General features: G+C 33.5%; 27 protein-coding genes and 1 tRNA gene. 20 read left to right on the top strand and 8 right to left on the bottom strand.

Annotated features, from left to right (window positions below):
- Positions 1-13 precede the first annotated feature (13 nt).
- A complete protein-coding gene (locus ABD963_RS06150) occupies positions 14-1,024 on the top strand; it encodes a M28 family metallopeptidase (RefSeq protein ID WP_345276077.1) in 1,011 nt (336 codons plus the stop codon).
- 18 nt (positions 1,025-1,042) lie between these two features.
- On the opposite strand, the gene ABD963_RS06145 is transcribed toward ABD963_RS06150, so the two are convergent.
- The 3 genes from ABD963_RS06145 to bshB1 all read right to left on the bottom strand — a co-directional run bounded on the left by ABD963_RS06145 (position 1,043) and on the right by bshB1 (position 2,806).
- Positions 1,043-1,801, bottom strand: a complete 759-nt coding sequence (locus tag ABD963_RS06145) for a DUF481 domain-containing protein (RefSeq protein ID WP_345276076.1) — start codon at positions 1,799-1,801, stop codon at positions 1,043-1,045.
- 96 nt (positions 1,802-1,897) lie between these two features.
- Positions 1,898-1,973: transfer RNA gene (locus tag ABD963_RS06140), tRNA-His, on the bottom strand.
- Between the two features lie 113 nt (positions 1,974-2,086).
- Entirely contained in the window at positions 2,087-2,806 is a 720-nt protein-coding gene (gene bshB1 / locus ABD963_RS06135) for a bacillithiol biosynthesis deacetylase BshB1 (protein WP_345276075.1), read from the bottom strand.
- A 304-nt stretch (positions 2,807-3,110) separates the two neighbouring features.
- Here bshB1 and ABD963_RS06130 point away from each other — a divergent pair, with 304 nt between their 5' ends.
- The 3 genes from ABD963_RS06130 to ABD963_RS06120 all read left to right on the top strand — a co-directional run bounded on the left by ABD963_RS06130 (position 3,111) and on the right by ABD963_RS06120 (position 7,393).
- Complete coding sequence (locus tag ABD963_RS06130; protein WP_345276074.1) at positions 3,111-4,940, top strand: SLC13 family permease; 1,830 nt, start codon at positions 3,111-3,113, stop codon at positions 4,938-4,940.
- 35 nt (positions 4,941-4,975) lie between these two features.
- Complete coding sequence (gene pckA / locus ABD963_RS06125; protein ID WP_345276073.1) at positions 4,976-6,601, top strand: phosphoenolpyruvate carboxykinase (ATP); 1,626 nt, start codon at positions 4,976-4,978, stop codon at positions 6,599-6,601.
- Positions 6,602-6,721: 120 nt separating this feature from the next.
- Positions 6,722-7,393, top strand: coding sequence for a DUF2490 domain-containing protein (locus ABD963_RS06120; RefSeq protein ID WP_345276072.1), 672 nt, complete (start codon positions 6,722-6,724; stop codon positions 7,391-7,393).
- On the opposite strand, the gene ABD963_RS06115 is transcribed toward ABD963_RS06120, so the two are convergent.
- Both ABD963_RS06115 and ABD963_RS06110 read right to left on the bottom strand, forming a co-directional pair.
- Positions 7,394-7,981: a TMEM175 family protein gene (locus ABD963_RS06115; protein ID WP_345276071.1), complete on the bottom strand. Its 588-nt coding sequence runs from the start codon at positions 7,979-7,981 to the stop codon at positions 7,394-7,396.
- A gap of 36 nt (positions 7,982-8,017) precedes the next feature.
- Positions 8,018-9,424 carry an MATE family efflux transporter gene (locus ABD963_RS06110; RefSeq protein ID WP_345276070.1) on the bottom strand — a complete coding sequence of 469 codons (1,407 nt, stop codon included), beginning with the start codon at positions 9,422-9,424 and terminating at the stop codon, positions 8,018-8,020.
- Between the two features lie 197 nt (positions 9,425-9,621).
- On the opposite strand from ABD963_RS06110, the gene ABD963_RS06105 reads away from it, so the two are divergent.
- On the top strand, positions 9,622-10,281 hold the full coding sequence (locus ABD963_RS06105; RefSeq protein WP_345276721.1) for an HAD family hydrolase: 660 nt from the start codon (positions 9,622-9,624) through the stop codon (positions 10,279-10,281).
- A gap of 5 nt (positions 10,282-10,286) precedes the next feature.
- Here the strand turns inward: ABD963_RS06105 and mscL are convergent, their stop codons facing one another.
- Positions 10,287-10,727: a large conductance mechanosensitive channel protein MscL gene (mscL, locus tag ABD963_RS06100; protein WP_345276069.1), complete on the bottom strand. Its 441-nt coding sequence runs from the start codon at positions 10,725-10,727 to the stop codon at positions 10,287-10,289.
- Positions 10,728-10,917: 190 nt separating this feature from the next.
- Here mscL and ABD963_RS06095 point away from each other — a divergent pair, with 190 nt between their 5' ends.
- Entirely contained in the window at positions 10,918-11,088 is a 171-nt protein-coding gene (locus ABD963_RS06095) for a hypothetical protein (protein WP_425562792.1), read from the top strand.
- 9 nt (positions 11,089-11,097) lie between these two features.
- Here ABD963_RS06095 and ABD963_RS06090 read toward each other — a convergent pair whose 3' ends face one another.
- Positions 11,098-14,283: a cytochrome c biogenesis protein CcsA gene (locus ABD963_RS06090; RefSeq protein ID WP_345276068.1), complete on the bottom strand. Its 3,186-nt coding sequence runs from the start codon at positions 14,281-14,283 to the stop codon at positions 11,098-11,100.
- A gap of 77 nt (positions 14,284-14,360) precedes the next feature.
- Positions 14,361-14,750 (bottom strand): group III truncated hemoglobin, encoded by a 390-nt coding sequence (locus tag ABD963_RS06085; protein WP_345276067.1) that lies wholly within the window; start codon positions 14,748-14,750, stop codon positions 14,361-14,363.
- 59 nt (positions 14,751-14,809) lie between these two features.
- Here ABD963_RS06085 and ABD963_RS06080 point away from each other — a divergent pair, with 59 nt between their 5' ends.
- The 14 genes from ABD963_RS06080 to ABD963_RS06015 all read left to right on the top strand — a co-directional run bounded on the left by ABD963_RS06080 (position 14,810) and on the right by ABD963_RS06015 (position 24,999).
- The gene (locus ABD963_RS06080) at positions 14,810-15,577 is read left to right on the top strand and encodes a Rossmann-like and DUF2520 domain-containing protein (protein ID WP_345276066.1); all 768 of its coding nucleotides are present in this window, start codon (positions 14,810-14,812) and stop codon (positions 15,575-15,577) included.
- Positions 15,558-16,091, top strand: coding sequence for a KdsC family phosphatase (locus ABD963_RS06075; protein WP_345276065.1), 534 nt, complete (start codon positions 15,558-15,560; stop codon positions 16,089-16,091). Before ABD963_RS06080 ends, ABD963_RS06075 begins: the two co-directional genes overlap by 20 nt.
- 6 nt (positions 16,092-16,097) lie before the next feature.
- Complete coding sequence (locus ABD963_RS06070; protein ID WP_345276064.1) at positions 16,098-16,409, top strand: hypothetical protein; 312 nt, start codon at positions 16,098-16,100, stop codon at positions 16,407-16,409.
- 16 nt (positions 16,410-16,425) lie between these two features.
- Positions 16,426-17,343 (top strand): geranylgeranylglycerol-phosphate geranylgeranyltransferase, encoded by a 918-nt coding sequence (locus ABD963_RS06065; RefSeq protein WP_345276063.1) that lies wholly within the window; start codon positions 16,426-16,428, stop codon positions 17,341-17,343.
- Complete coding sequence (locus ABD963_RS06060) at positions 17,343-17,936, top strand: Maf-like protein (RefSeq protein ID WP_345276062.1); 594 nt, start codon at positions 17,343-17,345, stop codon at positions 17,934-17,936. Before ABD963_RS06065 ends, ABD963_RS06060 begins: the two co-directional genes overlap by 1 nt.
- Positions 17,926-18,900: a septum formation inhibitor Maf gene (locus ABD963_RS06055; RefSeq protein WP_345276061.1), complete on the top strand. Its 975-nt coding sequence runs from the start codon at positions 17,926-17,928 to the stop codon at positions 18,898-18,900. The genes ABD963_RS06060 and ABD963_RS06055 overlap by 11 nt, the downstream gene beginning before the upstream one ends.
- Before the next feature lie 49 nt (positions 18,901-18,949).
- Positions 18,950-19,492, top strand: coding sequence for a mechanosensitive ion channel domain-containing protein (locus tag ABD963_RS06050; protein ID WP_345276060.1), 543 nt, complete (start codon positions 18,950-18,952; stop codon positions 19,490-19,492).
- A gap of 33 nt (positions 19,493-19,525) precedes the next feature.
- On the top strand, positions 19,526-20,593 hold the full coding sequence (gene corA / locus ABD963_RS06045; protein ID WP_345276059.1) for a magnesium/cobalt transporter CorA: 1,068 nt from the start codon (positions 19,526-19,528) through the stop codon (positions 20,591-20,593).
- A gap of 128 nt (positions 20,594-20,721) precedes the next feature.
- Positions 20,722-21,090, top strand: coding sequence for an immunity protein Imm33 domain-containing protein (locus ABD963_RS06040; RefSeq protein WP_345276058.1), 369 nt, complete (start codon positions 20,722-20,724; stop codon positions 21,088-21,090).
- A 167-nt stretch (positions 21,091-21,257) separates the two neighbouring features.
- Positions 21,258-21,941, top strand: coding sequence for a hypothetical protein (locus ABD963_RS06035; RefSeq protein WP_345276057.1), 684 nt, complete (start codon positions 21,258-21,260; stop codon positions 21,939-21,941).
- A 209-nt stretch (positions 21,942-22,150) separates the two neighbouring features.
- Positions 22,151-22,570 carry a hypothetical protein gene (locus ABD963_RS06030; protein WP_345276056.1) on the top strand — a complete coding sequence of 140 codons (420 nt, stop codon included), beginning with the start codon at positions 22,151-22,153 and terminating at the stop codon, positions 22,568-22,570.
- 151 nt (positions 22,571-22,721) lie between these two features.
- Positions 22,722-23,228 carry a hypothetical protein gene (locus ABD963_RS06025; protein ID WP_345276055.1) on the top strand — a complete coding sequence of 169 codons (507 nt, stop codon included), beginning with the start codon at positions 22,722-22,724 and terminating at the stop codon, positions 23,226-23,228.
- A gap of 141 nt (positions 23,229-23,369) precedes the next feature.
- Entirely contained in the window at positions 23,370-23,987 is a 618-nt protein-coding gene (locus tag ABD963_RS06020) for a tetratricopeptide repeat protein (protein WP_345276054.1), read from the top strand.
- A 232-nt stretch (positions 23,988-24,219) separates the two neighbouring features.
- The gene (locus tag ABD963_RS06015; RefSeq protein WP_345276053.1) at positions 24,220-24,999 is read left to right on the top strand and encodes a tetratricopeptide repeat protein; all 780 of its coding nucleotides are present in this window, start codon (positions 24,220-24,222) and stop codon (positions 24,997-24,999) included.
- Positions 25,000-25,041 lie beyond the last annotated feature (42 nt).

Here is a 25,041-nt window from a genome sequence, read left to right as displayed (position 1 = left end):
TAATTTTTAAAACTTGAAACATCCAATAATTCTTATCAGTTTTGCTTTTTTACTATTATTCTGTAAATCTTATCAAAAAGAAAATAAATCTGAAATAACAGCAAATCCAGAAACTTATGCGAGCACTATAACCGCTGCAGAACTTAAGGACATGCTATATACTTATGCGTCTGATGAATTCGAAGGACGAAGAACAGGTGAACCAGGACAAAAAAAAGCAGTAGAGTTTTTAAAAAACTATTATGAATCAAATAATATTTCTTCTCCCATTGCTGAAGGTAATTATTTTCAAGAAATCCCGGAAGATTATTTTAAGGGAGACACTAAAGCCTCCGAAAATGTAGTGGCTTATATTAAAGGTTCTGTAAAACCGGATGAAGTCATTGTAATTTCCGCACATTTAGACCATATTGGTGTTTCAAAAAATGGCGATATCAATAATGGTGCTGATGATGATGGTTCGGGAACAGTGGCTATTTTAGAAATTGCTGAGGCTTTTAAAACTGCAGAAAAAGAAGGAAATGGACCAAAACGTTCCATCCTATTCTTGCATGTAACAGGTGAGGAAATAGGACTTTATGGTTCGCGTTACTATACGGATGAAGATCCTATTTTTCCTTTAGCCAATACGGTAGCAGATTTGAATATTGATATGATTGGGCGTGTAGATCCAAAACATGAAGGTAAAGGCAACTATTTATACTTAATTGGTTCAGATAAATTAAGTAAAGAATTGCACAAAATTTCTGAAGATATTAATAAAAAATATTTCAATTTAGAATTCGATTATACCTATAATGATGATAAGGACCCAAATCGTTTTTATTACAGATCGGACCATTACAATTTTGCAAAAAACAATATTCCAGTAATCTTTTATTTTAACGGCACCCATGCCGATTACCACAGACCAAGTGACACACCCGATAAAATTAATTATGAATTTTTGGAAACCCGTTCGCGTTTAATATTCCATACTGCCTGGGAATTGGCAAATAGAGAAGAACGCATTAAATTAGATTGATAAATGTTAATGATATAATCAATAGCTTTTCAGGGTAAATCCAAAGGTCAATACCTTATCTTCTTGTTTTTGATTTACAATGACAACACTTTCAAATGTGTGGAGATAATTCACTTTAAAGCTTAAAAATTTCACAAGGGGAAGTTCTAAACCAATATCCGCTTGCCATCTATAATTATTGCTTCGCTCAAGAGAAGGTTGAAAATAACTTTCATGGTTTATGATAAGTTTATTTTTAAATAGTTGGTATTTACCATTTAACCAAATAGTACCCCGAAAGGTATTGATAGATTCATTTCCGTTAAACTCAGAACGGTTAAAATTGCTTTTTTTAAAATCCGTTTGTTCGTATTCACTTGATAGGGCAACTTTAAGCCAATTATCGTTTTTGTTCAAAATTTGAAATGTTACTCCTGCTCCAAACATACTGCGCAAATCAATTTCTCTCCTGAAATTAGTGCTCACAAAGCCCAAAAGCAAAGGGTATACTTTACGCTCTGGATTTAAATAAAGAAAATTCAAGCTTAAGATATCCTCATCGGCCTTTTTTCTGCCAAATTCTTGATATATATACGAATTTTGAGTCTTAAATACCCATTTTTTCCAAGGTATAAAACTTAAATCTGATTTTGCTCTAAAAATAAGGGTCTCTACATTTCCGCCTTGCCAAAATCCAGTTAAAGCAAGTTTAGCTTTTAAATTAAGGGTATCGCTTTCATTAATTTGAGCAAAAAGAACAATAGGTGAAAATAGAAAATAATATAAAATCCTTTTCATATTACAAATTTGCATTTTAATTCTCTAAAAATATAAATTGTATAGTACTTATTAAAACAAAAAAACCTTTCAATTTCTTGAAAGGCTTCTCATTTTGGGTGGAAGACCGGGCTCGAACCGGCGACCCTTGGTACCACAAACCAATGCTCTAACCAACTGAGCTACAACCACCGTGTTTGGCATTTTGTAATGCGTGTGCAAATGTAATTGATTTCAATCTTTTCTACAAAGACTTTTTTAATATTTTATTTAAATGTAGGGAGATGTAATTCTTAAAACTCATAATTACTTTAAATCAAATAAACTATCCACAGCTACGTAACGTTCTACATTAAAGCCTTCAGCATATTCCACTCCAATTATTCGGCCTAAATCCCTGGCTCTGTACTTTATACTATCCGTAAAATTTTTACTGGAAATAGGGGTTTCAGGTTCTTTACTGTTTTCATTATAAAACTGTGTTTTATAGGCCAAAACAGAATCCATTTTTTTATCCATAAATCCCGTAATATCAACTACAAAATCTGGCTCAAGATTTTTCCATTGTATAAAATGATATACTTGTTTAGGTCGCCATGGGTTTTGTAATACACCAGAATTATCTTTTGTTTCTATTTTCACCAAACCACTTAAAAAACATGCATCACTTACCAATTTACTGCCTTTACCATGATCTATATGCCTGTCTTCTAAAGCATTACAAATAACGATTTCTGGTTGATATGTTCTTATCTTTTTAATAACTTCTAATTGATGTGCTTTATCATTAATAAAAAACCCGTCAGCAAACTGCATGTTTTCCCTTATTGAAACCCCCAATATGTTAGCCGAACTTTTGGCTTCTTCATATCTGGTTTTAATGGTGCCTCTAGTCCCTAATTCACCTTGGGTTAAATCTATAATGCCTATTTTTTTTCCATTGGCTATTTCTTTTGCTAGCGTACCTGCACACCCTAACTCCACATCATCTGGGTGTGCTCCGAAAGCCATAATATCTAATTTCATAGTTTATTTTTAAATTTTAAATCAATTTTATTATCTACATAAGTCGGTATCCTCAACAAAAATTCATAATCATTCAAAACACAATATCACGCAAACGTATTCGTAAATGATATTATCATTTTTAATATCCCAAATTTAATAATAATTGAAAAATACAATACACAGACAAAGTATGACATTAGTCATAATTAATAGCTTCTATCCATTGTAATTTTACTTTGTAATTAATAAGTAGCTTTCATAGGAATTTAATTAACTTATAAACTGTAAAACTAAGAAACAATTACAAGATATGATCTATTTAATGCTCCTCATTTTAGTTGTGACCATCATCCTTTTCATTTGGGGAAAATTTCCGCCCGATGTTATTGCTTTAATATCCATGATTAGCTTGTTTCTAACGGGTATTTTAGATATGACGGAAACCCTTAGCGGGTTTAGTAATCCTACAGTTATTATGATTGCTGCGCTTTTTATCATAGGTGAAGGTATTGCACAAACAGGATGGACAGCCATGGCGGGTAAAAAATTTATTGAATGGGCAGGAAAAAGTATTCCAAAATTGTTGGTTATAGTAACCCTTGGAGCTGGTGTGTTATCTGGTTTTGTAAGTAATACGGGAACAGTTGCTACATTAATGCCTCTCACTATATCTTCTGCTTGGGGCATAGGCACTTTACCTTCCAAAATGTTAATGCCTGTGGCCTTTGGATCAAATACTGGCGGTTTATTAACTTTAACTGGAACACCCCCAAATATTATCGCAAGTAATGCATTATTAGATGGTGGTTATGAAGGATTTTCATTTTTTGAATTTGGTTTAATTGGATTGCCATTATTGATAATTGCGCTGTTATATTTTAGATATATTGGCTACAAATTATTGCCTAAAAACAAAACCAACAACAAACCAATAAATATAGAATCTACGTTACACAATTGGATTGAAGCTTATAAAATTGACAGTGGTTATTACCGATTACGGGTTCGTTCCATATCTCCTTTACTTAATACTAAAATTGAGGATTGGCAATTTGAAAAAAATTACAATGTATCCATTATTAGAATAAAAAGAAGACATCCTAATGTATTAAAAGGAATCCCATCCTTTGAGGAGTTTCCAAATCCGAGCACTATGTTTCTGTATCATGATATCATAACCGTAAAAGGGGAAACAGAAGCTATAAACAAGATCATGATTACTTTTAGATTAGGTTTATTACCTCTAGAACCCATTACGGATGAATTAAAACACAATTTAATAAACCAAGAGGTAGGCATGACAGAGGTTATCGTAAACCCAAACTCTATTTTAGTTGGAAGAAAGTATAAATTAGGGGAATACTTTAAACGATTTGGAATTCAACTTTTAGCCGCTTCCAGAAACAATAAACCCTTAGAGCTAAAAGAAATCACTGTTAAGGTTGGAGACGCCTTTTTAATCCGTGGTACTTGGGAACATATAGACGATTTGAAAAAACAACATGAAAATCTGGTTATTATAGGTAGTCCAGAAGGGATGGCTAAAAATGTAGAAAGCTTAAATTTGAAATCATACATAGCTCTAGGTGCATTATTACTTATGATTGTGTTTATGGTCTTTAATGTGGTACCAGGATCTATAGCTGCTTTAATTTCAGCGGGAATAGTTTTACTTACTGGTTGCGTTCCCATTTCAAAAGCATATAAGGGTATCAGTTGGACGAGTGTTGTTATGATTGCTGCTATGATTCCTATGGGTATAGCGTTACAGAAAACGGGAACTGCCCAAATTATTGCTAACGGATTGGTAAATTATTTAGGAGCCATTCATCCCATAGTATTATTAGGCGGTGTATTTTTATTAACGACCACCTTTAGCCAAGTAATCAATAACTCGGCAACAGCTGTTTTAATGGCACCTATAGCCATTTTAGCAGCCAGTTCTCTAAGTTTATCACCAGAGCCATTCATGATAGTGGTAGCTATTAGCGCTTCTACGGCATTTTTAACTCCCATAGGAACCACTACCAACGCTATGGTAATGACAGCTGGTGGGTATAAATTTATAGATTACTTAAAAGTGGGAGCCCCCCTCCTATTTTTATTTTTAATTATTACACTCATATTAGTGCCATTATTATGGCCATTTTAAATAAAATTAATAAGAACCTTAAAAATTAAATCAAAATGGAAACAGTAACAAAAAGACATCCCAGTTTAAAAAAATATGGAATTAATGATGTGAAAGTAAACTGGAATTTATCACCAGAAGAACTTCAAAAAATCACTATTGAAAAAGGCATGGGAAAAGAAACAGTAAACGGTACTCTTGCTATAAATACTGGAAAATTCACTGGTCGTTCTCCACAAGATAGATTTTTGGTAAAAGATGACTATACAGCAGATAAAGTTTGGTGGGGAAAAACCAACAAAGCCATATCTCCTGAAAACTTTGATAAGTTAAAAAATGAGGTTACCAAATATCTTTCTGGCAAAGAAATCTATGCCAGAGATGGTTATGTTTGTGCAGAACCAGATTTTAGAACAAATATAAGAACCATAACAGAACTACCATGGTCTAACCTATTTGTTTACAATATGTTTTTAAGACCTAGCGAAAAGGAGCTTGAAAACTTCAAAGAAGATTGGCTAATTCTCTGTGCCCCTGGGTATGTTTGTCCAGATCCGGCAGCTTATGGTATTCGTCAAGGTAATTTTTCAATCATCAATTTTACTCAAAAAATTGCTTTGGTAGGGGGATCTGCATACACTGGTGAAATGAAAAAAGGCATCTTTTCTGCACTAAACTTAATATTACCTGTTGAAAAAAATGTGTTACCAATGCACTGTTCAGCTAACGTTGGAAAAAAAGGTGATACCGCAATTTTCTTCGGATTATCTGGTACGGGAAAAACAACCTTATCTGCAGACCCTGATAGAAAATTAATTGGTGATGATGAACATGGTTGGACAAAAGATAATATTATTTTTAACTTTGAAGGTGGTTGCTATGCGAAAGTAATCGATCTAACTGAAGAAAAGGAACCAGATATTTTTAGAGCTGTTAAACCTGGAGCTCTTCTTGAAAACATTATTATAAAAGATAATGGTGAACCTGATTATGAAGATAGTAGCATCACACAAAACACACGTGTTAGTTATCCAATTTATCATATAGACAATTACCAAGAAACGCTTTATGCAAGCAACCCTAAAAATATTTTCTTTTTAACCTGTGATGCTTTTGGTGTATTGCCTCCTGTATCAAAATTAACGCCAGGTCAAGCTGCGTATCATTTTATCTCTGGCTATACAGCTAAAGTAGCTGGAACCGAAGCTGGTATTACTGAACCTGTGCCATCATTCTCTGCATGTTTCGGAGAGCCCTTTATGCCATTGCACCCAACTGTTTATGGTGAAATGTTAAGTGAAAAAATGAAAGAAGCAGGGGTTAATGTTTGGTTAATCAATACAGGATGGAGTGCTGGACCTTACGGTGTCGGTTCTCGAATTAAATTAAAATATACCAGAGCCATGATTACTGCTATTTTAAATGGGGAATTAGATGATGTAGACTATGAACAAAACTTTATTTTCGGTTTATTTATGCCAAAATATTGTCCAGGTGTTCCAACCGAGATTTTAGACCCTATGAATACTTGGTTACAAAAAGGAGCTTATGTTGGTAAGGCTATTCAACTAGCACATTCATTCCACTTAAACTTTGAGAAATTTGCATCTCAAGCTTCTGAACAAATTATTGAAGGCGGTCCGTTAATTGATGAACACCATCATTTAAACGAACACTTTTAATTGGGTTCTTTATTCATGTAAAAGGAGTTCAATTATGAACTCCTTTTATTTCCTATCCATTATAAAAAATCAGTATAGTTAAGTACTATACCTAATACATTATTGCAATTAAACAAAGCTATGAAGTACTTTTTAATGTTCATAGTGCTTACTTTCAGCATATCTATCTATTCACAACCTACCCCTGAAAAGAAATTGGGTGCTTGGTATATGCTAGATGCCAATCATAAAGTTTCAGAGGCATTTAGTATAAAGACGGGTTTTCAATTACGTACTTTTGAAGTGTTTGATAATATGAATGTTTTATTTTATTACACTGGTATTAACTACCATCTAAATAAAAAAACCACGCTCACATTCGCCTATTGCTATTTGGATATTGATAGGACATTTATCATCTCAGGTGAGAATCATTTATACGAAAACAGACCCTATGAACAAATTAGTTATAGACACAAAATTTCAAATTTACCAATATATCACCGATTGAGATTGGAACATAGGTTCTTAAATTTCAAACGCACTAATTCTTTAAACAATAGATTTCGCTATAAATTGGGTACAAAAATTGAATTGAATAAAACCTTTTTTATGAACGTAAACAATGAATTTTTTGCAAATTTAGAGGGTAAGGTTTTTACTGAGAATAGATTTTACGCCGCTTTGGGCATTAATATTTTTGATGATGACAATATTCAAATCGGTTATTTAAATCATGAAATAAATAAACAAAACCTAAATCGAATACAGGTTGGTTTGTTTTTTAAAACAGATTTAAGAAAAGGTAAATAACTAGTCAGAAGTTTCTTGATTTAATGCCTTCTCAATTCTAGAATCTGGAATTAACCAAATTATAGCAACCAAAATAAAAATAATACCTGAAATCCAAACGTTAAAAAAAGCGCCTATAATTCCTACTATATATAAAATTGGTGAAGCCTTCCCCTTTAAATCCTTTCCTAAAGCTCTCGCTAAAATAGATTCTTTTCCATTACTTTTAATGATAAGTTTCTGTAAAAGGAAATAAGCAAACGCTGCAAATAACAATACCATGCCATACAAAAATACGGATGCGGTTGTAAAATCATTTTCCCCCATCCAACCGGTCACAAAGGGGATTAATGACAACCAAAAAAGTAAATGCATATTGGCCCACAAAATACTACCCGTATCATGCCTAACCGTTTGCATCATGTGATGGTGGTTGTTCCAGTAAATTGCCAAATAAATGAAACTCAGTATGTAACTCCCAAATACAGGTAATAAAGGTTTTAAATCCTCAAATTCACCGCCGTGTGGTACTTTTAGTTCCAATACCATGATGGTTATTATAATGGCCAATACCCCATCGGTAAATGCTTCTATTCTGCCTTTTGTCATCACACTAAATTAATTACCCAAGTTACAATTATTGTATTAAACTTCCACTTTTTTCCAGTCACCTTTTTTAAACCAAATAATGGCTACGATAGCAATGAGAATCTCTGTTAAAGTTATAGCCCAAAATACACCTGATGGCCCAAAACCCAAACTTATGGCCATTACATACGCGAAAGGTAATTGCAACAACCAAAAACATACAAAATTAATATACGTAGGTGTTTTAGTATCACCTGCCCCATTAAAGGCATTAATAACCACCATACCATACCCGTAAAATATATATCCAGCGGCTATGATGCGTAAGCACAAACTGCCATATTTTACAACCTCTGGAGTAGCATTAAATAATACAATAATTTGAGGCGCAAATACCAAATATAATATAGAGACCAATCCCATAAAAATAGCACTGTACTTTCCAGTTTTCCAAACCGATTGTTCTGCGCGATCTGGCTTTTTGGCTCCTAAATTTTGTCCAACCAAAGTAGCCGCAGCATTACTCATACCCCAAGCTGGCATTAATGTAAACATCATAACACGAATGGCAATGGTATATCCTGCTAAAACTTCACTACCAAATTCACTCATGATACGCATTAAAAATACCCAAGATGACGTTCCTATTAAAAACTGGCCTATACCGCCCAGGGATATCTTAATTAAATTAAACATAACCCCTAGTTGCAACACCAAATCATGGACGGCTATTTTAATTTTACTATACCCAAAAAATAAAACCCCTAATTGAAATAATACCGCCGTTCCTCGACCTATGGTAGTAGCAATAGCAGCCCCTTCAACACCAAAAGCGGGAATGGGACCAAACCCAAAAATAAAAATAGGATCCAGTATAATATTTAATCCATTTGATACAATTAGCGTCCACATCGCTACCGATGCATTACCAGCACCTCTAAAAATGGCGTTGATTAAAAACAATAACATAATAGTAACATTACCACCCATAAGTACTTTAGTGTAACCATACCCTTCTTCAATTAAATCAGGCTCGCCTCCCATTAAACCCAAAATTTCTTTAGGGTAAATCATGCCAACAGCACTAATAATAATAGCCACAAAAATTCCTAGAAAAATAACTTGAACGGCTGCATTTGATGCGCCTTTTAAATCTTTTTCACCTACGCGTCTTGCCACTATAGCCGTGGCAGCCATACTCAAACCAATAGCAACGGCATAAACAAGAGTTATTACAGATTCTGTTAAACCAATAGTAGCTACCGCATTAACACTTACTTTTGAAACATAAAAAATATCCACTAAAGCAAAAATAGATTCCATGAGCATTTCTAAAATCATGGGTACGGAAAGCATAAAAACGGCTTTTCGGATACTACCCGAAGTAAATTCTTGTTCTTTGCCTGAAACTGCTATTTTAAAATATTGAATGACTTGTTTTAAGGTAATTTTATTTGATTCCATTTTGAAATGATAATATGTAAGACATAGCTAAACGTCAAAACATTCAGCTTATAATTTGCCCGATGGGGATATCGGTTCAGGACGGAAGTCAAATTAAACAATCATAAGTGACAAATATTGAAAAAAATATTGAAAACTGCAACCCTGATTTTTATGGAGTTCTTAGCAATTCTTATATATTCGCAAAAAAAATCAGTATGCTAAAAGCGGTTATTTTTGATATGGATGGGGTTATAATTGATAGTGAACCTATGCATTATAAGGCCTATAATGATATGTTTGATGAAGTTGGTATTGAAGTTTCCAACGACCTTTATGAATCTTTTACAGGACAATCTACTATTAATATTTGCAAACGTTTATGTAACCATTTTAATCTAAAAGAATCACCAGAAACCTTGGTGGCCATAAAACGTAAACACTACAAACAATTTTTTCAAAGTAATTCCCAGCTATCACTCATTGATGGGGTTTTTGATTTAATAAAGGATTACCACAACAACGGATTAAAATTGGTTTTAGCATCTTCGGCGGCCATGACCAGTATCGATCAAATTTTTGATCGTTTTGATTTACATAAATATTTTGTAGCAAAATTTAGTGGCGGCGATTTAAAGGAAAGCAAACCGCATCCAGAAATTTTTATCAAAGCAGTTGAAGCTACCGGTTTTAAAAATGAAGAATGTATGGTTATTGAAGACTCTACCAATGGTATTGAAGCTGCAAAAGCTGCCCAAGTTTTTTGCGTGGGATATGATAGTTTTCACTCCAAAAACCAAGATTATAGTAAAGCTGATTTGGTAATTAAGGATTTTAAAGACATTACTTTTAACAAAATATCTTTAATTCTAAATTAAAAAGGCTATTTCTTCTTTAATAAGGTATTTTGTTCCTCCATCAACTCGGTAAGTTTTGATAACAATTCAATATCTTTAGGTGTTGCAACGGTTTCATCTTTAGTGTCTTGGGCACGATTACGTAATTTGTTCATAAATTTTACCACAATGAAAACTGTAAAACCCACAATAAAAAAATCTAAAAAAGCTTCCCCTAAAGCACCATAACCTATGGCCACCTCTTCTGTTTTTACAGTGCCATCCAAATTATTAATAGCTTCTTTTAAAATGATTTTTTTATTTTCAAAATTAACACCGTCAGTCAATAATGATAAAGGTGGAAGTAATACTTTTTTAACCAAAATATCAATCACTTTATTAAATGCAGCACCAATTATAATACCGATAGCCATATCCATCATATTACCTTTTACTGCAAACTCTTTAAACTCCTTGAATAATTTCATATTTGTAATTTATTAATAATTCGGGTAAAGATAATTAGTTTGTGATTTATTATGAAAAACCTTCATCGCGCTATTTTATAGCCTTTGAATAATCGGGGTTTATTTATTATTAATTTTAATGCTATTTTTAAAGATGCTTGTATTAGAATGCAGGAACATTAGTTTTTATTCCTGTTTATAGAACCAATCCATGGGAAGTTGTCAGTTCTTAATTGCCGCCAAACCGGTACTTTGTTTTGGGGATTTACCAAAAACTAAACGCAGAAAACTAACCGAATACATTTTAGCTGGTACGTTGCTTAGTTTTGGTTTAGCTATTTTATTCGAAATAACGTTTGATTGTGTTTTTGGTTTGATTTAAAAATTAATATCACTTAACATGATACTTTTTATAGCCTCGATATCCAAAAAACGCTATAATAGCTACTATTGCGCAAGCAATTCCAATAAATTGAAGACTCACAATTTGATCGCCACTGGCATAACTGTGTAACCCAGCTAAGTAGAAATTTACACCAAAATACGTCATCATAATACTTGCAAAAGCAATGATAGACATTAAGTTGAAAAACCAACGCCCACGAAGTCCAGGAACCAATCGCATATGTATCACAAAGGCATATACCATAATACTGATAAGCGCCCATGTTTCCTTTGGATCCCAACCCCAGTAACGTCCCCAGCTTTCATTGGCCCACATACCACCTAAAAAATTTCCGATGGTTAGCATAACCAAACCTACGGTTAAGGCCATTTCATTTATGATGGTAAGTTCTTTAATATTCAAATCCATTTTGGTTTTATTCTTTTTATTTGTGAAAATCATCAATAATAATGAGACCACGCCTAAAATCATCCCTAAAGTAAATGGACCATAACTCGCAACAATCACAGCCACATGAATCATTAACCAATAACTATTTAAAACGGGTTGTAGGTTCGCAATCGCAGGATCCATCCAATTCCAATGGGCAATCATTAAAATCATGGAGGTTACAAAAGCTGTTGAAGCGATGGTTAAATCACTTTTTCTACCAAAGGCCAATCCAAAAAACATGGTTGCCCAAGCCACATAAATCATGGACTCGTAAGCATCACTCCAGGGAGCATGCCCAGAAATGTACCAACGCACTATTAAACCTAAAGTGTGCAATATGAATAAGCCAACTACAATCCATTTGAAAGCCGTTACCGCTACATTCACAAACGTACTATGGTCTTTAAATATTTGAATTATTAAAAATACGAACAACAAGGTACCTGCGTATAAATACCAACTGAACAACTTTTTAAAGATGTCGTACTTATTGTAAAGCACTTCTGTTTTTACTTTATCGTCACTCAACATGACTGCACTTCCATACTTATGTTGTGTTTTCGTGAAGGCTTCCAAAAGCTTGTCAGATTGGGAAAAATCCCCTGTTTGTTTCGCTCTATTTAAAGTGTATAAATACGTTTTAAATCCATTTTTTATAAAATTACTGTAGAGTGAATCCTGTATTTTGGAAGGGTCATTTGAGTAATCAAAAGTGGAAATCCAGGTGTTGTTATCATCATTGGGAACAGGAAATATTTTTAAAGACCTCCCTTCAATGGTGTTATACAACAAATTTACTCGTTGATCGGTTTCCTTGAATTCTTTTTGAAAACCATTCGGAACCTGAGCTTTATAGGCTTCATCTAAATATGGGGCTAAAATATACTCTCCCCTATCTGAAAAGAAATCAGCCAAGGCTACATATTTTTCGGTTTTAGAAACTCCAATTAAATTTCTTATGGAATCCCCCTTTTTGGGTTTTAGATAAATAATAGGTACGTTGTACCAAAGCATGGGGCTTTCTTGTATAGATAGAAATACCTGGTTGGCGTCAAACTCCTCATAAGTATCGTGTTTACTTAACTTGCGAAGCATTTCGGATGCATAGGTGTTCACTGGCATCATTCGACCACTAAGGTCTTGAATCACTAAATGTCCGAATTCATCAGCATGCGCCTTTGGGGTGATATTCGCCCTTAAAATAGAATCCATTTGTGCTTTTGATGGCTTTGAATGATCATGGTCATCGTTTGCAGTATGAGTTTGCGAAAAACCAAATAAACCAAAACAAAGCATTAAAATTGTAAGTATTTTGGCTTTTTTAGTCTTCACTTTTTCAAGTTGCTTTTTTAAATCCCCAAAGCGGGAATATTTGCTAAATAAAATGGCCATCAAGCCAAAATATAGCATCATATAGCCAATATACGTGAGTAAAGTACCCCAAAAATCATGATTGACGGATAGAATGGTGCCTTTTTCATCGGGATCAAAACTGGATTGGAAAAACCGATATCCACGATGATCCAAAATATTGTTCATATAAATTTTATAATCATAATCGCCTTCTTGTTGATCTAAAACGGTCACTTCGCTGGAATATGCCGAAAAACCCCGTTCGGTGCCTGGATAACGTTCAGCTTCGAAATCATTCAATTTTATGGAGAAAGGCAATTCCAATATTTTAGAACCATATTTAAGTGCAAACTCTAAACCTCCAACTTCTATTTCCTTAAAACTGCTAGCTCGTCCCTTACCTCCAAGTAATCCAATTTTTTTGGTCTCACCATTGGTGGTTATTTTTAGTACCACACCATCCTCATCGTTCTTTAAAATTCTAGATTTTTGAACCACATCAAAAACCCCTTTAACGACTGGTTTTGGGAATACTAATTGCATATTTCCAATAACATATCTGGAACGCAGATAAAGTGGCTGAATACTATCCTTTACCAGTTTTCCTTGAGCCATGGTAGCCATAGTCATATACTCCCCTTCGAAAGGTGAATTAACCGTGAGCGAATCGCCTTGATACGTAATATTGATGGCCCCCTCAGTTGGATTATTCAATGAAAAAAGGACGTTGTGAATACTTTGGGTCTCACCCATTTTTAAAAAATGATTGTGTGGCCCACTTTCTCCAGCTTCAACTACTTTTAAATAGGCTTCTCCATTTTCATAGGGAACAATGTCTTCTTCAGCTCCTACAATAAATTTATCCAATTCAATGGTTACTGGTTGTCGATTGTATTCTGTTTCAATTTTGAAATCGTTATCCAATCGGCCTGAAAAATCTACTTCTTCTTCAATAACTCGCATTTGATTCACACCATCAATGGTATAATCGCCATAAATATTTCCCGAAATGTATGTTTTTTGTGAAAGAAAGGTATTTTCGGTAGCCCCTTCACGAATGGCCATCATACCTTCAAAACTAATATAACGTGTTATGAAAGCTCCTAAAAGGATAAAAATAAAAGCTAAATGCAAAATTAAAGTGGCCCATTTTTCCTTTTTGAAAAGTTTAAACCTAAAAATGTTTCCAACAAAATTGATTACAAAAAATACCATGATAGCCTCAAACCACCAAGCATTGTAAATTAGGTTTCTGGTATACGGTGTGGGTGATGTATCTTGGCCCGCATCCATAAAAGTTCCAACGGCCATAGCGGCAGCAAAAACAATGAATAAAATGGCAGTAAGTCTGGTTGAGAAAAGAATTTTGGCGAGTTTTTCTTGCATAATCATAGCCCTTTTTAAGGTCTAGCAAATTTAAGGATTAAAGTTTATTTTGAAGTGTTAAAGTATTCAAAAAAAGTCTATGGTTTTCGCGCTTCAAAAATCTTTAAATATAGAAATGTACCCATTTTTCTGGCACGCCTTTTGGCATTTTCAGCATAATCGCCCTCAAAAAGTTCATCAATGGTTTTAAACCATAGGTTTAACCACAAACCAAAATGCAACTCAGTAATTGTATTATTATTTTCATGATCAACTTTTACATGGACGTCAAGTGGGTTTCCCAAGTACTTTGTTTTTAAAAACAGACTTGATTCCCAAAACGAAGTTAACCTCCCTAAATGGCCGTCCCAATCCTTAATAGTGTCATTAAAAAAGGGTCCTAAAACAGGGTCTTTTCTAACCTTTTTATAGAAGGAAGACACGAGTAAAAATACATCGTCTCTATTTTGAATATCTTTTTTAATCATGGTAAACAAAGATATGATAATAGGTTTCGAATTATAGTATTATTAACTATTTTAGCAATATGATTTCAGTAGTAATTCTTGGTGCTGGGAATGTAGCGACCCATTTATTCAAAGCTTTTAATAAAGCTGACAGTGTATCCGTTATTCAATGGTACAACAGGAATTTAGAATCCATAAAACAATTCAAACATCATGTTGACATAACGGATGACTTAAGCCATTTGAAACATGCGGATGTTTATATTATCGCCGTGAGTGATGATGCCATTAAAGCCCTCTCCCGTTTGCTTCCTTTTGAAAATAAGTTGGTGGTGCATACCTCTGGTAGCGTGAACATTAATGATTTAGACAAAAAACACAAACGTGGTGTTTTGTATCCGCTCCAAACTTTTAGTAAACATGCCGATTTGGATTTTTCTAACGTCCCCATATGTATAGAAACTTTGGATAAAAAAAGCTACCCACTTTTAAAACAATTGTCTAAAAGCATTAGTAATATTACTAAAAAAGTGAATAGCGACCAACGACGCGTTTTACATCTTGCCGCTGTTTACGTTAATAATTTCACGAATCAGTTATACAGAATTGGTCATGAAATTACCGAAAGCAAGGGTGCAGAATTTGATTTGCTCAAACCCCTTATCATGGAAACCGCAAAAAAAGTTCAAGACATATCGCCTTACAGAGCCCAAACCGGTCCTGCCAAACGCCATGATAAAAAAACCATCAATAAACACCTCAAGCTTTTAGAAAACGAACATCACAAGGATGTTTATAAACTTTTAACAAAATCGATACAGCTTACACATGGAAGAAAAAAGCTATAAAGAATATTTAAGGCACATTACCACTTTTATTTTTGATATTGACGGGGTTTTTACTGATGGCTCTGTGGTTGTTACTGCTGATGGTGACATGCTTCGCAGTATGAACATGAAAGATGGTTACGCATTAAAAACGGCCATAAGCAAGGGTTTTAATGTTTGCATTATTTCTGGTGGCACCAATCAAGGGGTGAAATTACGCTTGGAGGGTTTGGGAGTTACCCATGTGTATTTGGGATCCCACAATAAAATAGAGCAACTACATGATTACTTGAATAAAATTAACATAAAACCTGAAAACGTTTTGTATATGGGTGATGATATTCCAGATTACCCCGTTATGAAAGTGATTGGTTTACCATGTTGCCCGCAGGATGCGGTGCCAGAAATAAAAAGTGTATCAAAGTACATTTCACACAAAAAAGGCGGCAAAGGTGCGGTTCGTGATGTTATTGAACAAGTATTGAAAGTACAAGATAAATGGTATGACAACGTCCATACTAAATATGACTCATAATACATTTTGGAGAGAAAAAGTAGAAGACATAGCCCAGGGTTTGGATACATTGGTTTTGGGAACAGCCAAAGTGTATTCAATCAAAGTTCTAAAAAAGCATTTTCTGAAATAAAAGAAAAGTTGAACAGTGAAACGCATTTACGTTATCAACTAGATTTTCTTCATAAAAAACTAACCAAAGAAGAAAAGCTACTCATTAAAAATAAGATACGAAAAGCTGAAAAACGCAAAACCATAAAAACCATAGCGGTAACACTTATTTTATTAATGGGCGTCCTTTTTTCAATCAATATGTTAATTGTCAATATGATGTCATGATTATAACTAAAAATTCATGCTGGCCTTTTTAAATCTTATCCGTTGCAAAAACTTACTCATGATTGCCCTTGTGCAATTACTCATTAAATATGCCCTATTAGAGCCTTTTGGAGTTCAAACAAGTTTAGGCACTTTCGGTATTTCACTATTAATTTTATCAACGATTAGCATTGCAGCCGCTGGAAATATTATTAACGACATCCATGATATTGAAACCGATTTTGTAAACAAACCAAGAAAAGTAATTGTTGGAAATGCCATTTCGGAAAAAACATCCTACCAACTATTTATTATTTTAAACGTCGTTGGTGTTGGTTTAGGGTACTACTTATCACTTCGGGTAAATAGAGCGTCATTTTTCTCCATTTTTGTAATGATTTCAGTGTTATTATACATCTATGCCACCTATTTAAAACGCACCTTCATAGTTGGGAATGTTGTTATTTCGGTATTAGTGGCTTTAAGTATCATTATAGTGGGCGTTTTTGAACTACTTCCCTCCATAACGCCCTTTAACCAAAAAATTCAGCTTACATTTTTTAAAATTATTTTTGATTACGCCCTCTTTGCTTTCATTATAAATTTACTTAGAGAAATAGCCAAAGATATTGAGGATATCAATGGCGACTATAAGGCTCAAATGAATACTTTACCCATAGTTATAGGTAGAGAACGTGCCAAAAATGTATTAAAATTTTTAAATTTTATACCGTTGGTAGGTTTCGTTTTTTACATAATCTCCAATTTATACAAACATCCTATGGCTGTAAGTTATTTTTTAGTATTTGTTTTGGGTCCCCTAATCTTCATATGTATAAAAACATTTGGTGCGGAAACCAAAAAAGACTTTCATCAACTAAGCCAGATGTATAAATGGGTAATGCTCTTCGGGATGCTTTCGCTACTTTTATACAAGTTTATAATTCTAAATTAATGTTAAACGAAAAACTAAAAAACCATCATCTCATTTTAGCTTCAGGATCCCCCAGAAGGCAAGCCTTTTTTAAAGATTTAGGGTTGGATTTTGAAGTGCGTTTAAAACCTGTAAAAGAAACATACCCAGAAGACTTGACGCATTTTGAAATTAGCAATTTCCTAGCCGAATTAAAGGCTTTACCCTTTAAGGACGCATTAAAACCCCAAGATATTTTAATTACCAGTGACACCATCGTTTGGCATGAAAATAAAGCACTTGGTAAGCCAATGGATGCTCACGACGCTTTTCAAATTTTAAAATCGCTAAGCGGCAAAACCCATGAAGTGATTACATCGGTTTGCTTTACAACCCAAAACTTTAAAAAAACGGAGTACGACATTACAAAAGTGACCTTTAAAGAACTTTTGGACGACGAAATTTCATACTACATAAACACTTGTAAACCTTTTGATAAAGCGGGAGCTTATGGTATACAAGAATGGATTGGGCAAATAGGGGTAACCAACATAGAAGGCTCCTATTTTAACGTTATGGGGTTACCTGTTCATCTTGTTTACAAAACGTTAAATGCCTTTGTGGATGCTTCATAAGTTTGTAATTTTAAAAACAAAACCCATGTTATTAAAAAGACTTCATACAAAAACGCTATCGTTTTTGGCTTTTATAAGTATGCTGGCAGTGCTGATGGCCTGCAAAAATGATAGTAAAGAGCTCGCTTACAATAGTGAAAACAAAGTAGAACCTCTTAAAACAAAAGAAACCCCATCTCCAGAATTTAAAGCCTATTGGTATGGTGGAGAAGCTGAAATTACGTCTTATAAATTGGAACAGGCACGATATGGCGAAATACGCGAAGGAAAAGCCGTTTTGGTGTATGTAACCGAGGATTTTTTACCCGAAAAACAAGTAAAATCAGATACCAAAAACCCCAGTACCATTCCTGTTTTAAAACTAAATGCTACTAAAAATTTCCTAACTGGAATTTATCCGTATTCTATTATGCAAAGTACCTTTTACCCTATTTATAACAATGCGCATGCTGTAAAAGTGTCTGCTTCGGTACAAGAATGGTGCGGGCATGTATACACCCAACTTAACAATAAAGAGCAATTTGAAGTAACTTCACACTCCTATTTTGAAAGTGAAGCCGATGAGCATTTCAGTCTGGAGAAAACCATTTTAGAAAATGAATTATGGGTTCAGTTGCGTGTCAATCCGCAATCGTTACCAACGGGTACTATCAACGTCATTCCTTCCTTTGAGTTTACAAGATTGCGCCATGTACCCATTAAGGCTTATAGCGCCGTGGCTGTATTAGAAGGAAATATTTATAAAATTGAATACCCAGAATTAAACAGAAGCCTCACCATTCAATTCCATCCAAACTTCCCCTATGACATTTTGGAATGGGAAGAATCTTTTAACAGTGGTTTTGGTAATTCTGCCAAAATTTTAACCACCAAGGCAACTAAACTACAAACCATCAAATCGGCTTATTGGCAAAAGAATGGTAATGAAGATGAAATTCTAAGAGAAACTCTTCAATTAAACTAAAACAGTTTCATTTAGACCTGTATCTTTGTATAAATTTTAATGCAAAATTATGTTTTTAAGTAACTACCAAAATGAATTGATTGCCAGTGGCATTATACTTTTTTCGCTACTTATTATAAGATACATCACACATTTTACAGTAACGAAGCTAGCCAGAAAAAATGATATAAACGATGCCAGAATTAGGCTCATAAGGCGGTACATTACTGTAACCCTTTTTTTAATTGCACTATTATTTGAAGCCTTTATTTTTGGCACAGAGTTTCATGAATTAACGGTGATATTCTCCTCGGTTTTTGCTATCATAGGAATTGGTTTGTTTGCCGTTTGGTCTATTTTAAGTAACATTACTTCGGGTATCATCATGTTTTTTAATTTTCCATATAAAGTGGGCGATAAAATTGAAATACACGATAAAGACTTTCCAATAACGGCAATTATAGAAGATATTAGGGCGTTCCAACTACATTTAAGATTGGAAAATGGTGATTTGGTTACCTACCCTAATAATTTAATGCTACAAAAGGCCGTGACCCTCATTAAAAAAGATGCCATTGAGGATATAAGCGATGATGATGCTGAAGCTGTATAAATAATTCTTATCTTTATTTGACGTATGCTAAAAATGGCAAAAAAAATAAGAACCCAATTATCAAAAAAGAAGGTTGGTCAAATTCCGGGAAGTGTTATTTACACCGGGGTAAAATCCAATCAAAAGCTATTTATTGAAGCTTTTGATTACACTAAAGACCACTACGAAGAAAGAGAATTGACCAATGTGGAGGAATGCTTTAATTTTGAGGAAGGATCGATTACCTGGATCAATATAAATGGTTTAAACCATGTAGATGCCATTGAAAAAATTGGGGAGCATTACGAACTGCATCCCTTGGTGCGGGAAGATATCGTTAACATAGCACAACGCCCCAAAATTGATGAGTATGATGATTACTTGTTTGTGGTTTTGAAAATGCTTTATTACGATTCCAATGAAAAAATTGTTTCTGAACAAGTCAGTTTTATTCTGGGCAAAGAATACGTTTTAACGTTTCAAGAAGCCGAAGGCGATGTATTTGATACGGTGCGAGACCGAATAAGGCAAGGCAAAGGACGTATTCGAAATATGCAGGCCGATTATTTACTTTACACGTTAATGGATGCGGTGGTAGACCATTATTTTACTGTGATAGAGATTTTGGGCGATAAAATAGAAGATTTTGAAACCGCCATTTTCTCGGGTAAAGTTGATAACGATGTAAGCAAAAATATTCAAGATTTAAAGCGCGAAATTTTAAAAGTACGTCGCGCCATTTTTCCACTGCGAGAAGTCATCAATCGCATTGAAAAAAACGATACATCACTCATACTTAAGAAAACCATTACCTATTACAGAGATATTTACGACCATTTAATTCAAGTAACAGAAAACATCGATATTTACCGCGAAATGATTTGGAGTTTAATGGATATGTACATGACTACCATTAGTAACAAAATGAACGAAGTCATGAAAGTATTAACCATCATGGCTTCCATATTTATTCCTTTAACATTTATTGCAGGTATTTATGGTATGAATTTCGAGTACATCCCAGAACTTAAATACAAGTATGGCTATTTTGTAGTTTGGGGTGTTATGATAACACTTTTTTTAGGTATGATATATTACTTTAGAAAAAAGAAGTGGTTGTAATTTACGTTTACCTACCCCATTTAAATATTTGTTTTTATAAAAAAATGTAATTTATTTATAAGATTTTTCTTATATTTAAAACATAAAATTGATAAAAAATATNCGTTACCACACATTTGAGAAACACGATGGAGAAAAAAATAGTCGGAATAATAAATAAACATACTGAATCCCAAAAGCGGATTTGTAAAAAGTATAATTCTGACTTTACTCAAACTGATGAAAAACTCTTCATCGGAATTGCGACTGACCTTGAACTTGAACCGATAAATGGATTACGTCATCCCGAACACGGAAAAATGAACGGATGGTATATTTGGAGTGGAGAATGGTCAAATGCTGACGCCTTTTTCAAGCCCTTATGCTTAGAGCATTTGATTGAAAAAAAACCTGATATAATTAAATATCTCGGACTTGATGTTGGATTTCGCTTTTTGATTGACAAAAAAGGATATGAAGACGTTTGGTTTGACCAAAATATTACTGAATTAAAATAAAAACGTGTGGTAACATTGTATATAAAAAATTGCTGTTTTGTGCCTAACCAATGTGAGTTGCTTTGTTTGCTTGCATCTGATTTTCCTTCGGAAAATCCTCGCACACAAACACGCAACATTTCATATACGTAACCGTTGGGCTTAATTATAACGACACCTACAAAAGAATGGAATTATTAGTTTTATCTGATTATGGTTCAAAAGAAAATCTGAAAAAGAAGAACCCATCTGAATCAGACATCATTGAAACTATGAATTCTATCAACTGGAATTTATTTCATCAAGTATGTCTAAGTAAGAATGACTGCGATTGGATTGAGGTTGGAGGAAGCTTGCAGGAAGATGGACTTTCTGTTATATATGAAAAGAATAATGAGCAATTTGTTATTGACAAGGTTCCTACATCCATAAATCAATTAACTGAAATTTTATTATCATATTTCAGAAACGATAATAAATTCATTAAGAAATACAAATTCAACGGAGAAAATAACAATTCAGACGCAACTTATGATGCGGAAAAAGTTTACAAACAACTTTTAGAAGATGAACGAAAAGCCTCTATTGAGATAAATAAAATAGAAAAATATGGAATAACGGAAATAATTCAATTATTCATATTTGCGCCATATTATTTTATAAGAGGTAGTTATAAATTTGAATCTTTTAAACATCTAAAAGACGAAAACTATATCCTAAAACTAAAACAGAAAACAATAATTTATTTATTGAGTTTTTTAGCTTGGTTTCTTTTTATTAGTTATCAAATAAATAGTTATGAGAAAAAGCGATTAGAGGAAATTGAAAAAATTGACATCTCTGATTGGAAGAAAAAACACGGATATGAATAACAAAATAACTAAGCCCAACAATGCATAACCGCAATTACGGCGGATTCGACTACGTCCGAATCCACTCGGAATTGCGAGCGTCAGTGCTTAACCGAAAAGTCCTCGTATATTTACCCGTAACTGACGGTTATACGAGACCGTTGGCAATAATATAAACGAACCCAAGAAAATTGAGAAAATATCTGAAATTTTTGATTCTAATTATACTCTTGACAAGTTATAGTTGTGCGTACGAATCACAAAACAGAGAAAAACTCGAATCATCTTTTGAGGATAATTTTGGATTTAAGCCACCTGAATCTGTAAAAAAAATTAAACTTAAAAATCGAGGATATTTTGATTTTCAAGTTCATTATATGTCGTTCACTTATGACTCAATTGTTTTGGAAAAAATTATTGCCCACGACCAACCTCTGAATGTTGCCGAAAGCAACGATGTGAAATTTGAAACTATAATAGAGGAATTGGAAAAAGACGAGAATCCACCAAGTTGGTTAGATTTACCTAATAAAAATGTTGACCGAATTTATTATAAGAATGATTTTTTAGACCATACTTTTAGCGAATATTATTTGTGGACTAATAGAGAAACTGAAATGACTTATTTGTATGTTCATTTCTTTGATTGAAAAAAATACTATTGCCAACACCGTATATAAAAAATTGCTGATGTTTGGCTTAAACAAAGGTTGTTGCACGTTTGCTACGTCTGATTTTCCTTCGGAAAATCCTCGCACGCAAACCCGCAACTTTCCATATACAAACACGTTGGCAATAATTATGAAAAACCCGATAATCATTACAATATTCATTCTGATTTTTTCAGCAAACAAGGTTTATTCTTGTTCTTGCGAAAAGTCAAGTGTAAAATACGGTTTTGAACATTCGGACTTGATTTTTACTGGAAAAGTTGTGGAAATTAACGAAGGAAAAGTTTATGACTCAATCCCAAGCTCTACTGAAAAAGGAAAATATTTCGTTCGAGAAATTAACAGAATTGAATTTGTTTTTAAAGTTAAGGAACTGATTAAGGGAAAAGAAAAATCAGATTTCATAACTATTGTGACTTCTGGTGGAGGAGGGGATTGTGGAAATTATTTTGACCTGAACTCTGAACATTTGATTTACTCATACGAAACGGATTTACAAGTTAATACTTTCGACGAGAATAATAAAGTTGAACCTTATTTTTCGACTGACCTTTGTACTCGGACTAAAAATATGAACCGAACAAAGAAATCGGAAATAAATCGACTGAAAAGATTGAATAAACGGAATAAAAAATAACTATTGCCAACACCGTGTATAATTAATGGCTAGTTCTCGCCTACTTACGAAAATCCTTGCGGATTTTCTATTTGGTTTGTATTTGCTAAATTAGGTGCTTAAACACGCCACTAATCATACACAAAACCGTTGTGGTTAATTATGAGAAACATACTCCTAACATTAATAATCTTAACTTTTCTGAATTGTAAAAACGATTCGGACAAAATTATTTCGAAAAACTCGAATGACACAGAAATTCATTATAAAAACCAATATAAAAGAGGTTGGATAAAGGATTCCATTGCTTCCGTGACTTTTGACCTTGCATCTGAACAAGACGCAAAAGGAAACTATAAAAAGGCAAAAAAATTATATAAAAAAGCAAATCAAATAGAGCCTAATAATAAAATTATCCTTAATGCTTTAGGCGATGTTTCTGCTGACTTAAAAGACTTAAACGAAAGTGTAAAGTATTTCGAGAAATCACTTAAAATCGACAGTACATACTCTATAACTTATATAAATTTCGGAACTGCATACAATAAACTTCTGAAATTTGACAAATCAATCGGAATTTTAAAAAAAGGACTTGAATTTGAAAATGACCACGAAAGAAAAGGATATTTTTATTACAATTTAGCGAACTCATATTATAAAATAAAAGATTATAGAACGTCATATGAATTTACAAATAAGGCTCTTTCTCTAGTGAAAGAATCTGCTGTACGGGAAGATATTATTGAATTGAAAGATGTTCTGTCGGATTTAAATAACTAACCACAACAAAGTATATAAAAAATTGCTATTTTGTGCTTAACCCATGTGAGTTGCTTTGTTTGCTTGCATCTGATTTTCCTTCGGAAAATCCTCGCACACAAACACGCAACTTTCCTTATACAAACANGAGTTGCTTTGTTTGCTTGCATCTGATTTTCCTTCGGAAAATCCTCGCACACAAACACGCAACATTTCATATACGTAACCGTTGTAAAACATTTTGAAAAAACGAATGACAAAACAAATAATATTTATAATTCTGACTTTTTTAAGCATTAATGTTTTCGGACAAAATGCGGACGAATTAAATGAACAATCAAAGAAATTAATTGAACAGCAGAAATTTGAAGAGGCAATCCCGATTTTAAAAAAGTCGGCTGAATTAGGAAATGCTGAAGCGCAATATAATTTAGGTTACTGTTATCGTGCAGGAGCTGGCGTTGAGCAAAATACTGAAAAGGGAATTGAATGGTTTGCCAAATCTGCAGAACAAGGATTTAACGATGGACTTTATCAAATGATGATGGCTTATGGAAATGGAGACGGAGTTGAACAAGATTATAAAAAAGCTTTTGAATTTGGACTAAAGTGTGCCGAAAACGGAGATGGAACTTGTATGTGGAATATTATCAACTGCTATTATTCAGGAATGGGAGTTGAAAAAAATATGGACAAAATGTTGGAATGGGCAACTCGACTTGGCAAACTTGAAAATCCAGAGAATTTGACAAAAAGCGGTTACATAACTTCAGTCAGATTACAACTTGCTCAAATGTACAGAGATGGTGGAGAATTAGAGAAAGACTTGTTTAAAAGTTACCAATGGTTTTTAATATTCAATGAATTCAAAAAAGATTTCTCTTACATTCAACAGCAACAGATTGTAAAAGAAATAAAAGAATTAGAAACTAAACTGACTTCTGACCAAAAAGCAAACGGACAAAAAGAAGCAGAAAGATTATTAGGAAGACCATTGAAAAATATGGAAAACCTATACAAAGCTGAATTATAAAAAACGTTTTACAACAATGGCTATAAATAATTGCTTGTTATC

Source organism: Litoribaculum gwangyangense, assembly GCF_039543505.1.
Classification (GTDB): domain Bacteria; phylum Bacteroidota; class Bacteroidia; order Flavobacteriales; family Flavobacteriaceae; genus Litoribaculum; species Litoribaculum gwangyangense.
Note: the sequence above shows the minus strand (reverse complement) of the source record. Positions and strands in the feature narration are given on the sequence as shown.